This is a genomic window from Bacillus sp. FSL R9-9492 (assembly GCF_038007365.1).
Classification (GTDB): Bacteria; Bacillota; Bacilli; order Bacillales; family Bacillaceae_G; genus Bacillus_A; species Bacillus_A mycoides.
In genome coordinates, this window is sequence record NZ_JBBOXC010000001.1 from 2,198,121 (window position 1) to 2,220,517 (window position 22,397).

Genomic DNA, 22,397 nt, shown 5'->3' on the forward strand with positions numbered 1-22,397 from the left:
AAGATGAAGCGCACTTCGGAGACGCTTCTTGAACGAATAGTAGAGTAAGCCGAGGCCCCCTGTCCTCGTTATAAACGGGAAAGTGGTTCGAAATGAACAACAAGGGTGGTACCACGGGTTAAAACTCGTCTCTTTTTTAGAGACGAGTTTTTTGTGTTTTAAAAAATAAGGAGGTTATAGTATGAATTATAAAACGCAGTTTGCGAAAAGTTTATCGAATATTTTTACGAATGAATTAACACAAAATCAAATTTTAGATTTAATCGAAACACCAAAACAAGATGAATTCGGAGATGCAGCGTTCCCATGCTTTTCACTAGCGAAGCAATATAAAAAATCACCAGCTATTATAGCGAAGGAATTGGCGGAGAAATTAAATGATCCATTCTTTACGAAAGTAGAGGCTGTTGGTCCTTATGTAAATGTATTTTTTAATCGTGAAACAGTAAGTGATGAAGTATTAAAAATAATTTTAGCGGAGAAAGAAGAGTACGGTCAAAATCACTTTGGATGTGAAAAAACGGTAGTTATCGATTATTCCTCTCCTAATATCGCGAAACCTTTTTCAATGGGGCATTTACGTTCTACAATGATTGGTAATTCGCTGAAACATATCGCCGAAAAATGTGGGTATGAAGTTGTCGGAATCAATTATATTGGCGATTGGGGCACGCAGTTTGGAAAGTTAATTACCGCATATAAAAAATGGGGAAATGAAGAAGTTGTTAAAGAGGATCCAATTCGTGAGTTATTTAAGTTATATGTTCAGTTTCATGAAGAAGCAAAAGAGAACAAAGAACTAGAAGAAGAAGGACGATCATGGTTTAAAAAACTAGAAGAAGGAAATGAAGAAGCAGTCGAACTTTGGAATTGGTTCCGTCATGAGTCTTTAAAAGAATTTTCTCGTATTTATGAACTTCTCGGTGTGGAATTTACAAACTTTCAAGGAGAAGCTTTCTATAACGATAAAATGGAAGACTTTATTGGGATTTTAGAAGAGTACGACTTACTGGAAGAATCAGAAGGGGCATTAGTCGTTAATTTAGAAGAAGAAGGTATGCCGCCATGTTTAATTAGAAAATCAGATGGTGCAACTATTTACGCAACGCGTGATTTAACAGCGGCATTGTATCGTCAAAACACATACGAATTTGATAAAGCGTTATATGTTGTAGGCCCAGAACAAAGCTTACATTTCAATCAATTTTTCACTGTATTAAAAAAGCTTGGTTATGACTGGGTCGATGGTATGGAACATGTACCGTTCGGGTTCATATTAAAAGATGGTAAGAAAATGTCGACACGTAAGGGCAGAATTATTTTATTGGAAGAAGTGTTAGAAGAAGCTGTTGCGCTTGCGGAACAAAATATTGAAGAGAAAAATCCGAATTTAAAACAAAAAGAAGAAGTGGCAAAACAAGTCGGTATTGGAGCAGTTATCTTCCACGATTTAAAAAATGAGCGTATGCATAATATCGAATTCTCATTAGAAAATATGTTGAAATTTGAAGGAGAAACAGGACCATATGTACAGTACACACATGCGCGTGCTTGTTCAATTTTAAGAAAAGAAAGTGTAGAATTTGAAACTTGTACGTTTGCATTAAAAGATGATTATAGCTGGAGTGTCGTAAAATTACTTAATAAATTCCCGCAAGTAATTGAAGCGGCCTTCAACAAAAATGAGCCATCTACTATTTCAAAATACGTATTAGATGTAGCGCAAGCGTTCAATAAATATTATGGAAATGTTCGTATATTAGAAGAGAGCGAAGAGAAAGACAGTAGACTCGCATTAGTGTACGCTGTGACGGTTGTATTAAAAGAGGGATTACGTTTACTTGGGGTGGGGGCACCTGAGGAGATGTAAAATAAAAATTTTGTGCTTATGCGCCGAGAGAAATATTCACATTACTTTACTAATAAACTACAGATCAAATTAAAGCGTAATATAGAGTAACAAAAAGACAAAACAGGCGATTATTAGCCTGTCTTGTCTTTTTGTATTTTCTTAAATAAACTCTTATCTATAAAGAGTTATACGCTGCGAAGTGTAAGAACTCTATAATTATGTTGTGAAATCAATTAAAATATTTGTAGAGAGGATGGTCCGTATTGATTCGAGCTTTCATTTTACATATTCCTTGTCATAGACTATCGGAAAGAAGTTTTCTTAAACTACAAAAATACATACCTTTATGTGCGCGTTGTACAGGCATGTTTATCGGTATTTTAATGTTTCCAATTTATTTTTATATGACACCTTCGTTTCTGCCTGCAATAATACTATCATTTTCCGCTCAAATTCCGTTACTTATTGATGGATTCACCCAAAAATGGAAATGGAGAAGCAGCACAAATTTACTAAGAGTAACGACTGGTTTATTAAGCGGTAATGGTATGGGGCTATTTATTGCCTCTAGCATTATATGGATAACATCTAAAAGCATATATTAACGGAAGGAGAACTTTACATGTTTTGGATCTACTTAGTTTTAATTCTTATTTCAGGAGGAAGCGGGATTAGTTTTTTCATTTATGAAAGAAATATAGAAGCAATAATTGCTTTTGTTATTTGTACAATATTTATTGTGTTACTCTATTTTCACCTAAAAAGAAATGACGAACATAGAAACTGTGATTGCAGTACATTAGCTTGTACCGATTATACTGATTGTAATTGTTAAATTATGCGAGTGGAAAAGTTAGTGTATCATTTAAGGTATACTAGCTTTTTTTATTAGAAGTGTAGGAATGTGACTATTAAATGGAGAACTTTAGTTTTGTATATAAAAGGAGGTGTTGGACCTGAAAGAGTATGATTGGAACAGCAAACTAACATATTTAAAAAATACGAGAGACTTATATTACAATGACGATTATTTAAGTTTTTTAGTAAATACAGTTTGGAAGATTTCTGAACCGGTACATATTGTTGATTATGGTTGTGGATATGGTTATTTAGGTTTAGTTTTGTTGCCATTGCTTCCAAAGGGATCAAAGTATACAGGCATTGATAGCGGGGAAGCATTAATAGCTGAAGCGAGAGAGTTGTTTCGTTCGCTTCCATATGAATCAGAATTTATTGAAGGAGATGCTACAGAAATTGAATTGGAAAATAAATATGATATAGCAATCTGTCAGGCTTTCCTATTACATATGAGTTCCCCAAAAACGATGCTAGAGAAGATGATACATTCAATTAAACAAGGTGGTAAAATAATCTGTTTTGAACCACATTGGATGTCAAATATGTCTTCATACGTATTAGATGGAGAGAATCAATCGGAAATTATCCAGATAGGTATTTTGCAGAAATTATTTGAAAGGGACACACAGAGAAACGATAAAGATGGAAATATCGGTATCAAAATACCTATGTATTTAAGTGAATTGGGTGTGGGAAATATCGAATGTAGAGTAAGTGATAAGGTGAACTTTTTAGACTCTAATATGCACCATAATGATAAATATAGTTTGTATCATTCATTAAAAGAAGAGGGAATTGCGGGCAGTCCAGGTGATAAACAGCAATTTATAGACCGTTTAATGAGTCGGGGCTTAACATTTGCTGGTGCACTCGCTCAATATGAAGCAGAACTACGATTTTTTGAAATGTTTCATATACATGCATCTTTAGTATATGCTCCGAATATGAAAATTACATTTGGTGAAATAAAGAAGTAAATATCATATTAGAAAAGTAAGGGAGAAGGAGAATTGCTACATTTCTAATATGGATAGGTTATCATTATTATCAAGATTTTTCGGTGAATCGATATATCTTATCAAATCGTTAATATAATTTCATCCACTGAATGAAGGCTCAAAAAAGAAGATAAAACCCATCTTCGAATAATACATGTTATTTCATCAAATTAAACAAAATAACGAGAAAAAGTATCGTTTTTAAGATATTTAGTTATAAATTTGAATAATATTAAATAATATCGTTCATTATATGAGGTTTTAGTTGAATGCATACTATATGATGTGTAAAATCTAAGCAAGTAGGTTAGAATACTGCTTGCAAATGGCAGTATAAATAATAATTTGAGGTGAATGCATGCTAGATTTTAAGCAATTAGAGATTTGTTTGAAAGAAAAGAGATTCCTAGATGGATTACATGAGATAAATAATGAAATTGCGCATATAAAAGAAACGAATAAGTTATCATACGTGAAGAACTGGCTTTCTAACGTCTCGTCACCTAAGGAGTTTGATACATTAATTCGTCTTGCTGATGAAGGTTTGATGCATCAATATAGCTCCTTTTTAATCCGTTATACTTATAAAAAATTCCCAAATATGAGAACGCTCTCTTTATATTGTGATGAATTAATTGATGAGCGTAAAATCCTTGATGCTGAACAATTGTTAAAAGCTTCTTTGGAAAAGGTAAATGAAGAGGAAACTGATGCGGATGTTTTAACGAAAGCATACTTTACGTTAGTTAGATGTTTGCTAGATATGAAGCGAAATGAAGAGGCCTATGCCTATATGCAAAAGGCGGAAAAGCATAGTACGCGTGCAGTTTTTGATAAATGGGGTTACTTATATATACAGACTGGTGAGTGGGAGAAGGCAGAGGAACAACTTTTATCCGGTCAGCAGCATAAAGATTGTGAAGAGTTAGCTACGTACTTATTGGCGCAATTATATGCATATAAAGGTGAACAGCAGCGAGCGTTACAACTCATTAATGATGCGATTGCAAAGTTTCCTCAAGTACCATATTTCTATTTTGAAAAAGTAAAATATTTATTAGATTTAGAGCGCTATGAAGAAATGTTAGCGGTAATAGATAAAATTAATCATATGCTTCCGCATCATGCATATACAACTTATTTTATACATTTACGTGCAGAAGCATTTTATAAAATGAATAATATTCACGATTTGCAAGCACTATTGAAAAATGAAAAGAGTTTGAAAAATTCTCTATATCATCATATAGAAAAAAATCCTGATGGAAAAAAGGTTCGTTTACCGATAGTTCCGGTTGTACAAAAGGATAACTATTGCGTTCCGACAAGTTTGGAAATGATGTTAGGGGTATGGGGAGAAAAACGTACGCAAGATGAAATTGCACAACATATTTTTGATGTAACAGGTTCTAAGTTTTCAGATACAGTTACATATATAGAAGAGCAAGGTTACGAATATCGTTATTTTCAAGGGAATGAGGAAAATTATAAGAGATTACTCAATCAAGGTATTCCCGTTTTATTAAGTATAGATATTGAGCACGCTTCCCATGTACAAGTGCTTTCTGGTTATGACGATGTACTACAAGCTTTTTATATTCAAGATCCGAATTTCTTGGAACCGATTCTTGTGGAATATGATAAGTTGCAAGAAAAATATCGTTATACAGATTGTTTAGCTATTACGTTTATACCAAAAGATAGAATGGAACAACTTTCATTTTTAAATGAGGAAGAACACACTTATTATAAAACAATCTTTTCTCTTACAGATCATTTAGGTGAGCAAGATAAAGAGGGAATTGAAAAGTTAGTACTATTTTTAAAAGAAACAAGTGAAAATCCAAACACTTGGTTATATACGATTAAACATTTAGATGCTGAAGTAGATAAAGATTTTATTCAGTTTTGTATAGGAAAATTAATGAAAAAGTTTCCGAGCTCTGACTTTGTGAAATTGCATAGTGCACAGTGTTTTATTCGTCTGCAGGATATGGAAAAAGCAGGACAGATGCTTCAAAGTGTGGAGAAGAAAAGCAATCAAGCGTTGTATCATTTTATAAATGGACGTTATTCTTTTGAGCAAGATAATTATGCAGAATCGATTGCTAGTTTTCGTTCATCATTACAATTGGATGCAGATCAACCAGTTGCATGGAGTTTCTTAGCATTATCATACATGTATATGGATCAATCCGAAAAGGGGCTAGAGTATTCTCTAACAGCTATAGAACGTAGTCCAGAAAGGTTTACACTTGTAAATCACGGTTTAATTTTAATAGATTTAGAACGATATGAAGAAGCATATGGATTCTTTAATGATTTATTAAAAGAATATAAATATGAAGCGCACATATGGTATGAACGTGCAAGATGTGCTCAGTATTTAGGGAAAGTGTATTTGGCGGTAAAAGGACTTAAAGTGGCGATTCAATTAGATAAAACAGCAGCCTATTTATATACGAAGCTTTCGGAAATCTATGAATCGGATTTGGATGATGAGAAAAATACGAAGGAAATTCTATTACAAGGAATTCAAAATTGTGAAGATCAGGCGTCTTTATATGTTCGTTTAGGAGATTTTCATTTTCAAAATGATGAACTTGAAGAAGCGGAAACTATATATAAGCGTTCTTTAGAAGAAAATAATGAAGATGTATATTCTCATTTCGGTTTAATTCAAGTTTATATGGCAAAGGAACAATATAAGGATGCAAAAAACTATATTGTCAGTATTAATAAGCAATTTGAAGACAATCAAGATTTCCTTATGAATGCTGGTATGGTGCTATGGGATGCTGAAATGGCATTAGGTGAGGATGAAAAAGAGTTAAAACTTGCACTTTCTAAATTAGAGAACGGTATACGAAGTGTATACGCTAATATAGCGAGCGTGTTGGATGAGTATGTAAATCGAATAAAAGACACAGCTTTTGTGCAACGAGGTATAGCATTTTTAAGAACATTAGAAAAAGAAAAAGAGGATGTAATTGAATACGGTTGTTACGCTGGTGTTTTATATGAATCTATTGGACAGTATGATCAGGCGATAAAACGATATAATGATGCACTTAAGAAAAAACAAGATTCATTGCCGTATTTTCGAATCGGTGAAACATTCATGGCGTTAGGGCAATTTCAAGAAGCAAAGCATGCGTATGAAACATGTTTAGAAATGGATAAGAACTTCTTAGGTGTACATTTGCAGCTTGCTGAAATATACGAAAAAGAAGAGAATCGTTCCAAAGAACAAAAGCATATGGTCCAGGCGATGAAAGAAGAACCAATGCATATAAATATGGAATATTTAGCGCAGCTTTCAGTAGAAATGAATCTTCAGGAAGAATTGCTAGTTGAACTAGAGAAATTGGAGGAAGAAGTTCCTGAAACATGGCGTTTAGATGCGATTGCATACGTGTTTGGCGCGATGAATGACATAGATAAAGAAAAAGAATATATCGAATGCGCAATGAAAATAGATGAAGCGCATGTGGAAGTACTATATCATTATGCGAAATTGCTAGTTAAAAAGCAGAGTGCAGAAGCAATCGAAGTTGCGCTGAAAGTAATGCATAAAGATTTGGAAAGTGAACGTATTTTTGGTGTGTACGTAAAAGCAATGGAGCAACATAAAAAATTATCCCAAATACGAGACGTACTTCATACGCTAAAGGTGAAAAAAGCAGAAAGAAGTACAGCGTTTATGTATGCAGCTACTGCGGTTGCCGAAAGATTAGTAGAAAGACAGCAAAATGAGCAACCGAAAAAATCTATATTTACAAGAGCATTTTATCGCATGAAAAATCGTGCGAAGGAAATTTCAATGGTTACAGTTGTTATCGAGTTATTTGAAATCTCTTTAAAGTTAAATCCGAAAAATAGTATGGCAGCGCAGCGTTTCGCAATATTTTATGAGAATGCGGCGATGAATAAAGAAGCTATAGAGGTTTTACAAACATCGTTAGAAAATAAGTGGGATTATGATGTAGCGAAGCAACTTGTAAATCTTTTCATTGAGTGTGAAGAAGAAGATATGTTACGAGATGCTTTTGAATTAACGAAACAAATGGTTCGAGAGCTACCGGATGATTATGATACTCTTCTTTTACAAGCGAATGTATTATGTAAGCTAGGCGAAGAAAGAAAAGCCGAAAAAATTCACTTGCAATTAATTGAGAAAACACCATTTGTAAGTAGAGGATTCCTTGCTTTAGCAGAAATATATCAAAGTCAAGAGAGAATTGAGGACGCGATTCAGTTATTAGAAGACGCTTCTGTATATCATCCGAATGAAACGGCAATTCTTCTTGCTTTAGCATCTTCGTATCATAGAGCTGGGCAAACGACAAAGGCAGAAAAAATAACAAGTGAAATATTAGCAATTGATGCTACTGACTTGTTAGCAAGATACGATCATGCTTGTTATTTAACATCATTAAACAGAAATGAAGAGGCAAGAGATGAACTTGAAATTGTGCTTCGTGAAGATGAAACAGGATTTTTCGCTGAACTTGCAGAGGAAGATGAAGATTTAGCAGGATTGCGAGAATTTGAAAAGTAATTGTATAAGAATAGAGAAAAAGGGTATAAATAAAAATATATTTCGAATTAGTTGACAATTAATTGTTTAATGGCATAAAATAACTTTTAATAAAGTATACAAATCTGAAGACGAGAAAGAGTAAAATAGTGAGCTGTTCTCCAGAGAGCCGGTGTATTGCTGAAAGCCGGTGTGCAGACGTTATTTGAAAATCATCTCCGAGGAGCCGTGGCTGAATAAAGTAAGCTCGGACGGATGTCTACCGTTACAAAGAACGCGTATATTAGTACGTTGCTAAGTGCTATTAGTGAAAAGCTAATAGAATTAGGGTGGTAACGCGGGTAAACCCGTCCCTACTTCATAGGGGCGGGTTTTTTGTGTGCTTTTAAAACATTCAAAGGAGTGATTGTAGATGAAGAAAGTAGATGTAAAAGAGTCGGCTGTAGGGAGAGAAACACGTATTCGTAAGCAGTGGAACGAACAGGGCATTTTTGAACAATCAATTCAGAATAGAGAAGGCGCACAATCGTTTGTGTTTTATGAAGGACCACCAACGGCGAACGGTTTACCACACGTCGGCCATGCACTTGGTCGGGCAATTAAAGATTTAGTAGCAAGATATAAAACGATGGCTGGATATAAAGTGTTAAGAAAAGCTGGCTGGGATACACATGGATTACCTGTAGAATTAGGCGTCGAAAAACAACTTGGTATTTCAGGTAAGCATGAGATTGAAGAGTACGGCATTGAGCCATTTATTCAAAAGTGTAAAGAGAGTGTATTCACGTATGAGAAGCAGTGGCGTGAATTTACGGAGAGCATTGGATATTGGGTAGATATGGATGATCCATACGTTACTCTAGAGAATCCATATATCGAAAGTGTATGGAATATTTTAGGGACGATTCATGAAAAAGGTTTGTTATATAAAGGACATAGAGTTTCTCCATACTGTCCAAGCTGTCAAACATCGCTTAGTTCACATGAAGTTGCACAAGGATATAAAACAGTGAAAGATTTAAGCGCAACGGTTAAGTTTAAAGTAAAAGATAGTGAAAATGAATATTTCCTTGGATGGACGACAACGCCGTGGACACTTCCAGCGAATGTTGCACTTGCCGTACATCCAAATATGGAATACGTTAAAGCGAAACAAGAAGGGTATGTATACATTGTTGCGAAAGAGCGTGTACAAGAAGTATTAAAAGAAAACTATGAAGTATTATCTGTTCACAAAGGCGAAGAATTAGTAAACACATCTTATACAGCACCGTTTCCGATGAAGGAAGTTACAAATGGGTACCACGTAATTGCAGCAGATTTTGTAACAGCAGATAGTGGTACAGGACTCGTTCATATCGCTCCAGCATATGGGGAGGACGATTATAAAGTCGTTCAAAGTGAAGGATTGTCGTTCTTACATGTTGTAGATGAGAAAGGTGAGTATACGGATGCAGTACCATTTCTTAAAGGTAAGTTTGTAAAAGATTGTGACGTTGATATCGTTCGTTATTTAGCTAAAGAAGGTTTGCTATATCATAAAGAAAAATATGAACATAGCTATCCGCATTGCTGGCGCTGTGATTCACCATTACTTTATTATGCAGGAGAAAGCTGGTTAATCCGAACAACTGAGATTAAAGAAACATTTTTACGAAATAATGATTCTGTTAAGTGGTATCCAGACCATATGAAGCATGGACGGTTTGGTAAGTTTTTAGAAAACATGGTGGACTGGAATATTAGCCGGAATAGATATTGGGGAACACCGTTAAACGTATGGGAATGTGAAAGCTGCGATCATCAATTCTCACCGAAAAGCATCGCCGAATTAAGAAAGCATAGTACGAAAGAAACACCTGAAGATTTAGAATTGCATAAGCCGTATGTAGATGAAGTGCAAGTTTGCTGCGAAAAATGCGGAAGTACAATGAATCGTACACCAGAAGTAATTGATGTTTGGTTTGATAGTGGTTCCATGCCGTTTGCACAATATCATTATCCATTTGAAAATAAAGAGTTATTTGAAGAACAGTTTCCAGCAGATGTAATTGCAGAGGGAATTGATCAAACACGCGGCTGGTTTTATAGTTTATTAGCAGTATCCGCACTATATACAGGAAAAGTACCTTATAAACGAGTGTTATCACTAGGGCATGTTCTAGACGAGGAAGGACAGAAAATGTCTAAAAGTAAAGGAAATGCACTAGATCCAGTTGATTTAGTAAATCAGTTTGGTGCAGATGCTTTAAGATGGGCTCTACTTGTTGACAGTGCTCCGTGGAATGCAAAGCGTTTTTCTGAAAGAACAGTACTGGAAGCAAAATCTAAATTTGTAGATACGTTAGTCAATGTATATAGCTTCTACGTTTTATATGCAAATTTAGATGAGTATAATCCGAAAGAAAAGTATGAAGTTAAACGTACGAAATTAGATGAATGGGTATTATCAAGATTGCATAGCACAACGAAAAAAGTGAGAACAGCACTTGATGATTATCAATTTACGAATGCAGCTCGTGAAATCGCGGCGCTTGTAGATGAAGTCAGTAACTGGTACGTAAGACGATCACGTAATCGTTTCTGGGAATCTGGTATGAATCCTGAAAAAGCAGCTGCGTATGAAACGCTTCATGAAGTGCTTGTAACAATTAGTAAATTAATCGCACCATTTACACCGTTTGTCGCTGAGGATATTCATCTGAATTTAGAAGGAAGAAGCGTTCATTTAGCAGATTATCCGGTTGTAAACGAATCACTTATCCAGCCCCAGTTAGAAGCAGAAATGGATGCTGTTTTACAAGTTGTTGAACTTGGAAGAAGTAACCGTAATCAACATTCATTAAAAGTAAAACAGCCGTTAGCAGAACTTGTATTACTAGCGCATAATGAAAATGATATGGATTGGGAATCTTATCGTGATATCATCATGGATGAGCTAAATGTAAAAGCGTTCCATGTTGAACTCGATGAAACGAAATACACGTCCTATCAATTAAAGCTGAATTTTAAAACGGCTGGGCCGAAGTTTGGTAAAAGTGTGAATGCAGTAAATGGCTGGCTAAAACAATTATCAAAAGAAGAAGTACAACACTTTGTATCTACAGAAAGAGCAGTTTACGAAGTAGCACCAGGAGAAGAAGTAGTTGTAACAGCTGAAGATGTATTAGTAGAGAAAGTTGCGAAATCAGGATTTTCAAATACGACTAACGGTCAATATACGGTAATGTTAGATACGAATGTAACGGAAGAATTGTTACAAGAAGGAGTAGCACGTGAATTTATTCGTGCAGTTCAAGAATATCGTAAGCAGTTGAATTTACCAGTTAATTTACGAGTGGATGTAATTCTTGATACAGAAGAAGAACTACAGCAAACGTTAACGAATCATAAAGATTTATTGGAAGAAAACTTACTCGTCAAGCAATTTACATTTGGTCACTTAACGAATGAGGACGATGAACTTTCTTTAGGTGAGACAAAGGTCCGAATTAAATTAAACGCGGCTAATTAAAGAAAAAAGGAAGTTGGAATCATTCCAACTTCCTTTTTGTATGAAGAGAAATTATCCGGCTAATTTTCTCATAATCCATTCGATAGGACCTCTAGAAAATTTCTTTCTCCATAACACGCTAAATAAAACACTGAAAATGAATTATCACCATGACATGAAATTAAAGAGTAATATATTTCTACAGTATTTTTCTAGTTTTACACATAAATATTGAGAAAATTTCACTTACCCAAAATGTAAAGGTAATAGAATTGTTTGTATAGAATTACTCGTAGATTCACTTTATTTCGTTACTTGTGGACAGTAATAGCCTTATAGGAATGGGGTAAAGGGTTCAATTTATTAGGGGGAGTGGTTTTATGTTAAACAAAAAAATGGTGGCAATGGCAATGACTGTACCATTAGTAATGGGGACAATTTCTACTGTTTCAGCACTGGAAAAACAACAGCAAGTAAAGCTAGAAGCTTATTCACCACAGAAAAAAGCAATTGAATATTTAAAAGGACATGCTACGGAATATGGATTGAAGGCGGACCTTTCAGACTTACAATATATTTCTACAACAGAAACATCAGTAGCTTCATATGTTAGGTTCCAACAAGTAGTTAATGGTGCTCCTGTATTTTCAAAACAAATTACAGTTACTCTTAATGGACAGGGACAAGGAATACTTGCTGTGTCTGATTACCAGGCAGTTCAAAGTGTGAAAGAAATAGCAAATAAGATTAGTGAAAAAGATGCTGAACAAAAATCAATGGCGTATGTTGGAGGAGAAAGTGAGCAAAATCTATGGGCTCCTACAGAGAAAGAATTTGGATATATTATTGAGGATGGAGTAGCTATCCCAGTATACAAAGTTTTAGTCCATTCGAATAAACCTTTCGGAGCATGGGAAACATTTATTGACGCGGAAAATGGAAAGTTAATTAAAAAGGTTGATATAAACCGAAAAGCAGAAGGAACAGGGAAAGTATTTTTACCTAATCCTGTCGTATCTAGTGGTAGTAAAACAGGATTAAAAGACAATAATGACGCAGATTCAACAGCATTAACGAATCAATTGAAAACTGTTACGTTAAAAGGTTTAGATGGTACAGGATTTTTAATTGGTGAGTATGTAACAATTTCTTCAAAAGCGAAGACGAAATCTACAAACTTACAATTTAATTTTACACGTGCAAATGATAGTTTTGAAGATGTTATGTCATATTATCATATTGATACATTACAGCGTTACATTCAAGGATTAGGCATTAACAATATTAATAATCGTTCTATTAAAGTGAATGTAAATGGTACAACTGATGATAACTCATTTTATTCACCATCAACGAAAGCTTTAACTTTCGGTACTGGCGGAGTAGATGATGCAGAAGATGCGGGCATTATCGCGCATGAATATGGACATTCTATTCAAGATAATCAAGTACCAGGCTTCGGAAGTTCACCAGAAGGTGGAGCGATGGGAGAAGGATTTGGAGACTTCTTAGGTGCTACTTATGAAGATGCAGTATCGACAACAGGATACGGGAAAGCATGTATTGGAGAATGGGATGCGGCTGCGTATTCTAGTTCAGATCCGACGTGCTTACGCCGATTAGATACGAATAAAGTATATCCGAAAGATATAACGAATGAAGTGCATAATGACGGGGAAATATGGGCTCAAGGTCAATATGAAATGGCGCAAGTTTTTGGACGTGATGTAGCAACAAAAATTATTTTACAATCACATTGGTCATTAACGCCAAATGCAAAATTCCGTGATGGAGCGAAAGCGATTAAGCAAGCAGATGCTCTTTTATACGGCGGACAACACGCAGCTGAAATTGATCGAATTTGGACAGCAAGAGGAATTAGTACGAATTAATATAAAACGTCGTGGCATTTATAAGCCACGACTTTTTTATTTGCTTAAGAACTGGTACTAGTAAATTAAGCTATATCAATGATAGTGTGAATTTATACGCATTCCATTTATTTTTTTGCGTCTTTAAAAACAAAATGCTCTTTAAATTTTCTAGACTCGACTTTTTGACCGTTTCGCATCGAGCGGAAAGGGTGTTCTTGCCAAGTGATTATAACGTCAACCTCATCTGATTTTGTAGAAACAGGGAAGTTAGCATGTCTAAATCCAGTTTTCCCACTTGCTAGACGACCTTCTTTTAGGGAAAAGAGTTCGTATTTTGTTTTCATATTTGGTTCATTGCGGAAGACTTCAACTTGTACGTTATATACTTCGTTTTCTCCAACATTCTTTACTGAAAATTGATATGTTTGAAATTTATCTTTTTTAGCTTGAAGCATATTTTCACTTGTTTTTTTCGGTTCATCAATATTCACTTGCCATTGATCAGAGTTTTGAGAGATTGGTAAAGATTTTGGTGAATAGGCGTATGTTTCATTAACTACAACTAAGCATAATAATAGGAGAAAGAAACTAATTGTTTTTTTCATATGTACACCTCCAATAAAACTTTAATAATAATATGCGTGGGAAATGCAGATTTTATGTAATAAAATGGAAAAAGCGCAATTGAATGAATTTGAGAAAGATAAAATATTTCTAAGCTGTCAAATGATAATTGTATAGAGTTCAATGTTCATATTACATATCTTTAGAAGGGGTCTGTTTAGTAAGGAATTTCAATATTTTTCTAAAAGGGCTTGCGTTTTATAAAACAAAGAGATAGAATACTCTGTAAATATAAAAAGTGATGATTAGGAAAAGTACATGATGCAAGGGTCTACAGAGAGCAATCGGTTGCTGGGAAGATTGCGATACCGCATGATGGAAAGACACCTGTGAGTGTTGCTTTGAACGTGATTATTAGTAAAAGCAAACGGTACCTACCGTTATCAGGACTAAGATGGTCATTATGACAATTTGGGTGGTACCGCGGAAAAATCCGTCCCTATTTATAGGGGCGGATTTTTGTATTCTTTGAAAGGAGGTGAGTGAACGTGGATGATGACGACGACAACAACAATAACAATAACGTAAATAAAAATAAAATTAATGGAGGGAAATATAATGGATCAAATAATGAAGCGTTCACTCACACGAGAATGTACGGAGCATAGCGGAAAGGTTGTATTACTACAAGGATGGGTAAAAAAGATTCGTCATCTAGGCAATGTTAGTTTTTTATTATTAAGGGATCGTACCGGAGTTGTTCAATGTGTATTAGAAAACGAGTTAGCTGGATATAAAGTTGATGTTGAAAGTGTCGTCCAAGTAATTGGTGAAATTGTAGAGACTTCGAAAACAGAATTAGGGGTTGAAGTACTCGCTCATGAAGTGAAAGTATTAAATGGTGCAGAACCACTTCCGTTTGAAATAAATAAAAAGAAGTTACAAGTTGGCTTAGATCAATTATTGAATGAGCGGGTATTATCTTTAAGACATGAGCGAACCGCGGCGATTTTTAAAGTGAAATCGACACTCGTTCAAAGCTTTGGTGAGTTCCTAATAGAGAACGATTTCACACGTGTATTTACTCCGAAAATTGTCTCGCAAGGGGCAGAAGGGGGAGCAAATGTTTTTAAGCTTCCATACTTCCAAAAAGAAGCTTACTTAGCGCAATCACCACAGTTTTATAAACAAATGATGGTAGCGGGAGGACTCGAACGTGTTTTTGAAATTGCTCCTGTGTACCGGGCGGAACATCATAACTCTTCACGACATTTAAATGAATATATATCGTTAGACGTAGAACTTGGATTTATTCATGATTTTCATGAAGTGATGCAATTAGAGGCAGATGCATTACGATATATGTTTCAACAAGTAGAAAAAAACTGTGAAAAAGAATTACAACTATTACAAATAGCAGTACCCGTCATTGGAGAAATTCCTAAAATCACATTGTTAGAAGCACAAGATATTTTGAAAAATAAATACCGGAAAGAATCGCCGATTGGGGATTTAGATACAGAAGGTGAAAAGTTATTAGGGAAATATGTGAAGGAAACATATAATAGTGAATTTGTCTTTATTACACATTATCCGAAAGAAGCGCGACCGATGTATACAATGCCGAATAAGGAGAACGAAGCCATAACGGATTCATTTGATCTATTATATAAAGGATTAGAAATAACGTCAGGTGCACAGCGTATTCATAATCATGAAATGTTACTCGCATCTTTTAAAGAAAAAGGATTACATCCAGAGAAATTTCAATCTTATTTAAATACATTCCGATATGGTTGTCCACCGCATGGCGGTTTTGGAATTGGATTAGAAAGGGTTGTATATAAACTTTTAGAATTAACAAACGTACGAGAGGCGAGCGCTTTTCCGAGAGATTGTACACGTCTTATGCCATAACATTAAAACCCTTCTATATTATAGAAGGGTTTTATGCATTTCAACATAAGTTAAAGGAGATAATAATGGATTTTCGTGTGAAAATATGTAAATTATATCAAGAAAATTTGATAATGAATTGAGAAATAGAAAATTCATAAGTTATAATAAAATATGAATATAAAAATAGTTCACATAATAATGTATGGAAGGGTATGAAACATGTTATATCAAACTCAAGCAACACAACAAACACCAGCTTATATAATCTATCTTCTGGATGTAAGCGCATCAATGAATCAAATGATGGATGCAGGCGGAGAAGAAAAAAGAAGAATTGATATTGTAACGGATGCTCTTTCTTTAGCGATTCGCCAAATGGTATTTCGTTCAACAAAAGGTAGTCGTTTGCTCCCGAGGTATAAGTTATCTATTTTAGCCTATAGCGATCATGTTTTTGATCTATTGGGTGGGGTGAAAACAATAGACGAAGTAGCAAGACTGCGCCCACTAGAAAAAATCCAAACGCATCGCTTAACTGATACAGCAAAAGCTTTCTCTGTAGTGGAGAAGTTATTGCAAATGGAATTACCAAATTTACAAGATGGGCCAGCTCCTGTGGTCTGTCATATGACAGACGGTGCTTCAACTGGTGAAGATTCAGAATTAATTGTGCGAAGAATTATGGATATGTCTGTACCTGATGGAAATGTGTTAATTGAAAATATTTTTATTTCAGATGAAATTATGCAAGACCAAATTACTAATATAAAGAAGTGGCAAGGTATTATGCCAAATACAGAAATTACGGATGAGTACGGAGCAAAGTTGCAACGACTTTCATCACCTATCCCTCAAAGCTACCGTGAGATGATGACTGAGTATGGTTTTCATATTGGGGAGGGTGCAGTGATGATGTTTCCTGGTACAAATGCGGATTTAGTGTCACTTGGATTTCAAATGTCCGCTGCGACGCCTGTTCGATAGGGGAGATGAATAAAGTGAATTATATCCTGTCACAAGAAAAAGAAACGGTATTACAGGAGAAGAAAAGTGAACATTTTACATATCGATATAGTTATGTAAGAGCTAAAGAAACACAGGACTTAAATGAAAGTGGACAAGACTTCCTCGCATTTCAAGATAATGGAACTCGTTTCATGTTCGTATTATGTGATGGAGTAGGAATGTCTTTTCATGGCGAAATCGCTGCGAACTTTCTTGGTATGAAATTATTACATTTATTTGAAACATTTCAGGGAAAAGAACAGGATATTTCAGCCCTATTAAATGAAGAGCTGGAAAAGTGGAAAGAAGAAGGATTAGAGGAAGTGAGGGCATTTCAATTGCCGGAAGAAACACCGTGGCTACTTCGCGATGTATTGGAAGAAAAGAGAAAACAGGGTAGTGAAGCTATGTTTATTGGCGGGAGAATAGAACTCATTCCAAATGAAGATAAAGTATATGTAACAATAGTTACACATGGTGATTCATTTGTACAATTGTTTCAAAAGCAGAAGAATTGTTTGAATGTAATGAAGTTTGAGAGAAATATAGAGAAAAGATGGTCTACACATCGTGGCATTATTGGTGGCGAATTGGAGGTTTTTTCAAAGACATTATCCAGAGAAGAAGCTAATCGGATGGTTATTCATTCAGACGGAATTATGTCGCTTATGCAGTATAATTTTGAGGAAGTCTTAACAGAAATCGAGAGGGCGCAGTGCTCGCCGACAAGCGATGATATTTCATTTTTAGATATTTCTTGGTAACAACACGATGGAAAAAGGTGAATAAAACGTGGAAGAGATTATTGTGACGTACATAAAACAATCAAATGAAGAAATAGATATTGCGATTCCTAATGATATAAAAGTAGTGCAAATTATTGAAGCGATTTTACATCATGAAAAAATAGATGAAGCATTAAGCAGTATCTATGAAATTAAAGTGGCAAAAGATAAAGAAGAGTGGCATTCTATTCGGAATGATGAAACTTTGCGAGATAATGATGTTTGGGATGGACAATATGTAATGCTATATAAAAAGGGGGCTATTATTCCTTCTTTTGAAATGTTATCGGCAGAAGAAGTTTATAATGAACCTGTTAAACCCGATATATCTTCTAGTGAAGAAGATTATGTATGGAAAATCATTGAGTAATAGTTTTTGAATGGGGAAGGAGAAATGTTTTGTGCAAAAATCACCATATTTTCAACGCTCTCCGCGTGTGAAAGTAGATATACCCACAGGGGATGTTATTATTCATGATCCGCCGAATATACCGGAGGAGCCGAAATTTTCAATTGAAACGATGATATTGCCAGCGGCGATGACAATTTTGACTCTAGTATTATACTTTGTGATGATGAAGGTTATGAAAATGAATTCAAGCTATATGCCGCTAATGATGGTTTCTAGTATTCCTATGTTAGGGTCATATATATTTACATCGATGGGGCATTTACGTAGAAAGAAAGAACACCGTCAATTGGTTGAACAATTGCAAACAAGATACTTAGAGCAAATTCAAAAGCACCGAGTGGAATTAGATACGTTAAAGGTTGAACAAGCAAAGTATTTAATTACACAAAATCCAAGTCCTTTAAAAAGTGTGCAAAGAATCGAAAATCAAGAAAGTAACTTATGGGAGCGAACACCCGAAAGTCCGGATTTTTTAGATATTCGTATTGGAACGGGGGAAAGGCCATTCCTTGTAGAGTTGAAAGTGCCTGAGCAGAAAGGTTACGAAGAAAATCCATTAGTTACAGAAGCACAAAATGTGAAAAGAGATTTTACTACAATTCCTAATGGGCATATTTCAATTTCTTTGAAAAAAAATGATGTGATTGGTGTAGTTGGAAATAAAGAAGATAGGTTGAACTTTATTCAAATTGTAACGACGCAAATTATGACACATCATGCGCCAAATGAAGTGAAAATAGCAGCTTTTTATCATGAGAAGGAGAAAAAACAGTGGGATTGGATGAGATGGCTTCCTCACGTATGGGATGAGCAGAGAAGTATGCGTTTTCTATCTGCAAATCAACAAGACGCTCAGAAATTAGCTGAAGCGTTGTTCACACCACTTAATATGCGTAGAATTTATAATTCCTCTGCACAGGCAGATGCGAAAATACCTTTAATCCCAATGTATGTCTTTTTCTTATCCGCGCGAGAATTTTTAGAAGATGATCCTCTAATTCCAATGTTACTTAGAGAAGGGGAAAGTGTCGGAGCATCTACGTTTATATTTGCAGAACAAAGAGAAAGATTACCGATGGAATGTGATCTTGTTATAAGCTTAAATGGAGAAAATGGTGAGTTAGTAGAAACGTTTTCAAGTTCAGCTGAAAATAGTGGGACAACACGTGTTAGTTTTAAAGTAGATCGACTTTCATTCGAACGATGTGAATTAGGAGCGCGAAGAATTGCTCCGATTCGGATGAAAAGTTCTACAGCAGCCAACATTCCGAAAGTATTAACATTTTTAGATTTGTTTCAAGCTAAGAAAATGGAAGAGTTACAAGTGCTAGAGAGATGGAAAGAAAATCGATATCCGACTTCATTACCGGTTCCAATTGGTGTAAGAGAAGGAAGTAAGCCTGTTTTTCTAAATATTCACGATAAAATAGAGAAAAAAGGGCATGGTCCACATGGTCTAATGGCTGGTACAACAGGATCAGGAAAAAGTGAAGTTATTCAGTCTATAATAGCAGCGTTAGCAGCAACCTATCATCCTCATGAGATGGCATTTATGCTTATTGATTATAAGGGTGGCGGAATGTCAAACACATTTACGGGATTACCGCATATTATTGCATCTATTACGAACTTAGAAGATCCAAACTTAATTGAGCGTGCTAGAATTTCATTAAAGGCAGAATTAGAGCGGAGACAAAAATTATTCATTCAGGCTGGAAATGTCCAGCATCTAGATGAATATTATGAAACACGTTGGCGTGAAAAAGAACCTTTACCACATTTATTTATTGTCATTGATGAGTTTGCTCAAATGAAAAAGGAACAACCTGAATTTATGGACGAGCTAATTAGTGTCGCTGCAATAGGAAGGACATTAGGAGTTCACTTATTATTAGCAACTCAAAAACCTTCTGGGGTTGTAAATGACAAGATTTGGAGTAACTCGCGTTTTCGAATTTGTTTACGTGTACAAGATGACGCGGATAGTCGTGAAATGTTAAAGATTCCAGACGCATCTAAAATCAATGTACCAGGACGGGGATACCTACAAGTCGGCAGTAATGAAGTGTTAGAATTGTTTCAATCTGCATGGAGCGGAGCACCTTATAATCCAGATGAAGAAAAAGTTCTTGATATTGTTGACTTTACAGAAGTTAAGCTTTCAGGTGAAAGAATAAAAGTGAAGAAGCGTCCAAAACCAATGACAAATAGTCCAAAGCAATTACAAGCTTTTATTCAATATGTACAGAGCGTATCAGAAAAAGAAAATATTAAAGCATTACCAGGACCTTGGTTAGCACCTTTACCAGAGAAACTATTATTAAATCAATTCTATGAAATAGAGAATTGGAATGCGGATGTATGGAAGCAAAGAGAAGATGAATTGCAGTTAACGGTAGGATTAATCGACGATGTGGCAAATCAAGCGCAGTATCCTTTGAAATTAGATGTACAAGAGGGGCATTTAAATATTTACGGTATGCCAGGTACAGGGAAAACGACTTTCTTACAAACAATTATTATGTCTCTGGCACTGTCTCATACGCCAGAGGAAGTAAACTTTTATGTGGTTGATTTTGGTCGCATGTTTTTAGACTTTAAAGATTTACCACATATGGGTGGAATTGTACAAGAAGACGAAATTGAAAAAATGAAACGATTGTTTAGCTCTTTGAAAAAGGAAGTCACATATCGGAAAGAATGTTTTTCTGATGTGGGAGCAAAATCTTTCGCGATGTATAACCGAATGGTAGAAAGAAAGATTCCAGTTATTGTCGTAATGATAGATGGTTATATTAGGTTCCGAAGTGAGTATGAGAAGGAAAATGAAATTTTAGAGCTATTATTACGTGAGTCAAGTACGTACGGTATTCATTTTCATTTTTCACTCAACCAAACAAATGATATGTTTGACCGTGTTCGTAACAATATTCCGATGGCGATTTCGTTTGAATTGCAAGATAGAACAGAATACTATAGTTTACTTGGAAGACCAAAATTCCCATTAATTGATGTACCATCTGGACGTGGTTTAGTGAAAGGGCAGCCCCCAGAACTATTCCAAGCAGCATTGCCTTTTATCGGAGAAAATGAATTGGAATATTCTCAGCAATTAAAAACAATTATTCAAAAAATGAATGGGGCATGGACTGGAGAGAAAGCGAAATCAATTCCAATGGTTCCAAAACAGTTGTTTGCTGAAGATATGCTAGAACAATCAGAATCATCGCGAATTTGTGTAGGTATCGAAACAGAAGATATTCGCTTGCAAAACTTTTCATTGGAAGAAATGACAAATATTTTCATTGGCGGAAGAATTGAAGGTGGTAAGACATCTTTACTACAAACACTGATTTTTTCTCTTACCTATCAACATGCACCTGAAGAAATTGAATTACTCATGATTGATTTAAGCGAAAAAACAACTGGTATTTTAGCTCTTGGAGAATTACCTCATGTTAAAAAGCGAATTACAGATGGAATACAATTAAAAGAAATGTTAGATGAGTTGCTAGAAGTAATAAATAACAGAGAAGTAGTCATGCCGTCTTTAAATCCAAATGAAAAAATGAAGTTTCCATATTCGAGGATTATTATTGTTATTGATGATATTGATCAAATGCTGGCGTTATTATCTACTGATTTTGATGCGAAGAATAAAATAGAGCAAATTGTTCAAAATGGAAGAAATAAAGGGATCCATTTTGTTGCAGCTGCTACAACTTCAAGTGTAACTAATTATTCACATGAAAAATGGTTTGCGGAAATCAGAAAACGAAGCTTTAGTTATTTATTAGGCACCACACAAAATAATGATGTGTATTTCTTTAATATAAAGCTTAAGCATACAGAAATGGATCAAGAATTCCAAAGCGGGGAAGGATATTTTATACGCAGACAACCTATGAAAGTAAAATGTGCTTTTACACCGCTACATTTACTACATGATTTAACAAAAAAGGTTGCTAGGAAATGGTTAGAATCTAAAAAAAGAGTATAAAATTAGGTGATTTACAAAAAAATACTATTTTTTTGTAAATTACCCCTTTAAAAATAGTGTGAATATAGTTTATAATCTAATTGTTATAATATTAGTAGATTGAAAGGGGAAATACAG

The 22,397-nt window shown here is 35.0% G+C and carries 13 protein-coding genes, 1 pseudogene and 3 other annotated features (1 of these 17 only partly in view); of the genes and pseudogenes, 12 read left to right on the forward strand and 2 right to left on the reverse strand.

Annotation, left to right across the window (positions count from 1 at the left end; translation table 11 throughout):
- Nucleotides 1-136 (forward strand) — a binding site (T-box leader) (it extends 79 nt beyond the left edge of the window).
- A 45-nt stretch (nucleotides 137-181) separates the two neighbouring features.
- From argS to ileS, 6 genes are all read left to right on the forward strand, one after another.
- The gene (argS, locus tag MKY70_RS11155; RefSeq protein ID WP_341024223.1) at nucleotides 182-1,870 is read left to right on the forward strand and encodes an arginine--tRNA ligase; all 1,689 of its coding nucleotides are present in this window, start codon (nucleotides 182-184) and stop codon (nucleotides 1,868-1,870) included.
- Between the two features lie 245 nt (nucleotides 1,871-2,115).
- Nucleotides 2,116-2,457 carry a DUF2085 domain-containing protein gene (locus tag MKY70_RS11160; RefSeq protein ID WP_341024225.1) on the forward strand — a complete coding sequence of 114 codons (342 nt, stop codon included), beginning with the start codon at nucleotides 2,116-2,118 and terminating at the stop codon, nucleotides 2,455-2,457.
- A gap of 17 nt (nucleotides 2,458-2,474) precedes the next feature.
- Nucleotides 2,475-2,687: a hypothetical protein gene (locus MKY70_RS11165; protein ID WP_256486261.1), complete on the forward strand. Its 213-nt coding sequence runs from the start codon at nucleotides 2,475-2,477 to the stop codon at nucleotides 2,685-2,687.
- Nucleotides 2,688-2,808: 121 nt separating this feature from the next.
- A complete protein-coding gene (locus MKY70_RS11170) occupies nucleotides 2,809-3,687 on the forward strand; it encodes a class I SAM-dependent methyltransferase (protein WP_341026377.1) in 879 nt (292 codons plus the stop codon).
- A 379-nt stretch (nucleotides 3,688-4,066) separates the two neighbouring features.
- The gene (locus MKY70_RS11175; RefSeq protein ID WP_341024229.1) at nucleotides 4,067-8,269 is read left to right on the forward strand and encodes a tetratricopeptide repeat protein; all 4,203 of its coding nucleotides are present in this window, start codon (nucleotides 4,067-4,069) and stop codon (nucleotides 8,267-8,269) included.
- Between the two features lie 98 nt (nucleotides 8,270-8,367).
- Nucleotides 8,368-8,606 (forward strand) — a binding site (T-box leader).
- A 54-nt stretch (nucleotides 8,607-8,660) separates the two neighbouring features.
- A complete protein-coding gene (gene ileS, locus MKY70_RS11180; protein WP_341024231.1) occupies nucleotides 8,661-11,762 on the forward strand; it encodes an isoleucine--tRNA ligase in 3,102 nt (1,033 codons plus the stop codon).
- A 51-nt stretch (nucleotides 11,763-11,813) separates the two neighbouring features.
- Here the strand turns inward: ileS and MKY70_RS11185 are convergent.
- Nucleotides 11,814-11,903 (reverse strand): annotated as a pseudogene (locus tag MKY70_RS11185) (DUF418 domain-containing protein); the annotation flags it as partial.
- A 218-nt stretch (nucleotides 11,904-12,121) separates the two neighbouring features.
- Here MKY70_RS11185 and MKY70_RS11190 point away from each other — a divergent pair.
- A complete protein-coding gene (locus tag MKY70_RS11190) occupies nucleotides 12,122-13,633 on the forward strand; it encodes a M36 family metallopeptidase (RefSeq protein ID WP_341024234.1) in 1,512 nt (503 codons plus the stop codon).
- A gap of 107 nt (nucleotides 13,634-13,740) precedes the next feature.
- On the opposite strand, the gene MKY70_RS11195 is transcribed toward MKY70_RS11190, so the two are convergent.
- A complete protein-coding gene (locus MKY70_RS11195; protein WP_002141587.1) occupies nucleotides 13,741-14,220 on the reverse strand; it encodes a hypothetical protein in 480 nt (159 codons plus the stop codon).
- 251 nt (nucleotides 14,221-14,471) lie between these two features.
- Nucleotides 14,472-14,683, forward strand: a binding site (T-box leader).
- 114 nt (nucleotides 14,684-14,797) lie between these two features.
- Between MKY70_RS11195 and aspS the strand changes: the two genes are divergently transcribed.
- From aspS to essC, 5 genes are all read left to right on the forward strand, one after another.
- Nucleotides 14,798-16,096, forward strand: coding sequence for an aspartate--tRNA(Asn) ligase (aspS, locus tag MKY70_RS11200; RefSeq protein WP_341024237.1), 1,299 nt, complete (start codon nucleotides 14,798-14,800; stop codon nucleotides 16,094-16,096).
- Between the two features lie 201 nt (nucleotides 16,097-16,297).
- Nucleotides 16,298-17,062 (forward strand): vWA domain-containing protein, encoded by a 765-nt coding sequence (locus MKY70_RS11205; RefSeq protein WP_341024239.1) that lies wholly within the window; start codon nucleotides 16,298-16,300, stop codon nucleotides 17,060-17,062.
- Between the two features lie 5 nt (nucleotides 17,063-17,067).
- Nucleotides 17,068-17,847 (forward strand): hypothetical protein, encoded by a 780-nt coding sequence (locus tag MKY70_RS11210; protein WP_341024241.1) that lies wholly within the window; start codon nucleotides 17,068-17,070, stop codon nucleotides 17,845-17,847.
- Between the two features lie 28 nt (nucleotides 17,848-17,875).
- On the forward strand, nucleotides 17,876-18,238 hold the full coding sequence (locus tag MKY70_RS11215; RefSeq protein WP_063219638.1) for a hypothetical protein: 363 nt from the start codon (nucleotides 17,876-17,878) through the stop codon (nucleotides 18,236-18,238).
- A gap of 31 nt (nucleotides 18,239-18,269) precedes the next feature.
- Nucleotides 18,270-22,280, forward strand: a complete 4,011-nt coding sequence (gene essC, locus MKY70_RS11220; RefSeq protein ID WP_341024243.1) for a type VII secretion protein EssC — start codon at nucleotides 18,270-18,272, stop codon at nucleotides 22,278-22,280.
- The last annotated feature ends 117 nt before the right edge of the window (nucleotides 22,281-22,397 follow it).

Coding starts and splice junctions, on each gene's coding strand:
- argS (WP_341024223.1), top strand. CDS start 182: ATGAATTATAAAACGCAGTTTGCGAAAAGTTTATCGAATATTTTTACG.
- MKY70_RS11165 (WP_256486261.1), top strand. CDS start 2,475: ATGTTTTGGATCTACTTAGTTTTAATTCTTATTTCAGGAGGAAGCGGG.
- MKY70_RS11175 (WP_341024229.1), top strand. CDS start 4,067: ATGCTAGATTTTAAGCAATTAGAGATTTGTTTGAAAGAAAAGAGATTC.
- ileS (WP_341024231.1), top strand. CDS start 8,661: ATGAAGAAAGTAGATGTAAAAGAGTCGGCTGTAGGGAGAGAAACACGT.
- MKY70_RS11190 (WP_341024234.1), top strand. CDS start 12,122: ATGTTAAACAAAAAAATGGTGGCAATGGCAATGACTGTACCATTAGTA.
- MKY70_RS11195 (WP_002141587.1), bottom strand. CDS start 14,220: ATGAAAAAAACAATTAGTTTCTTTCTCCTATTATTATGCTTAGTTGTA.
- aspS (WP_341024237.1), top strand. CDS start 14,798: ATGGATCAAATAATGAAGCGTTCACTCACACGAGAATGTACGGAGCAT.
- MKY70_RS11205 (WP_341024239.1), top strand. CDS start 16,298: ATGTTATATCAAACTCAAGCAACACAACAAACACCAGCTTATATAATC.
- MKY70_RS11210 (WP_341024241.1), top strand. CDS start 17,068: ATGAATAAAGTGAATTATATCCTGTCACAAGAAAAAGAAACGGTATTA.